This window comes from Roseateles oligotrophus, assembly GCF_025717515.1.
GTDB lineage: Bacteria > Pseudomonadota > Gammaproteobacteria > Burkholderiales > Burkholderiaceae_C > Paucibacter_A > Paucibacter_A oligotrophus.
The window spans coordinates 1-530 of record NZ_JAJIRN010000040.1; the positions used below are offsets into that span (position 1 = coordinate 1).

General features: G+C 55.3%; 1 protein-coding gene. It reads right to left on the minus strand.

Going from position 1 to position 530, the window contains the following annotated elements; genetic code table 11:
• Positions 1 to 115: 115 nt before the first annotated feature.
• The coding region (locus LNV07_RS25390) for a hypothetical protein (protein ID WP_263574001.1) at positions 116 to 530 on the minus strand (415 nt) is incomplete at its 5' end.

The window sequence follows — 530 nt, forward strand, 5'->3', positions numbered from 1 at the left end:
TAACGTTCGAGCTGAGGGGCCGCAGCCAGCTGGCCGCGCGGAGCTGAAAATATACAGGCAGCGTAGCGCGGCCAGCTGGCGGAGGTCCACTCGAGCGACCAGTTAGAGCGCATTGTTACTCGCATACGGCAGGCGCTCCAGAACCGAAGAATGCCAGCAACAGATTTCCGATGACCGGCGAGAAGATGAGTAAAACCGAGAATCCAGTGCCGGCAAAAAACAGAATTCGCCGCAGCAAATGCGGGCTCTTGGGATCAATCAGCTTCTCTGAAAGCGGCCCTAGAAAATAGAAAACATTGGCGATACTGAGCCCGATTGTGAAGCCGATCGCGCCGCCAACTATTGTGAATGCGGTGACTTCCAAGCAAGGTAAACGTTCACCGAGAAGTCCGACGACGGCGAGAAGGCAAACAAAGGAAATGGCAGCCGCGCCAACAAGGAATGCATTGAAATTCAGCCGCTGGCTCGACCACCATTCGAAGGGCGACGCGACGGACTCTGGAATGACCGTATTCATGCGCTCTAACGTT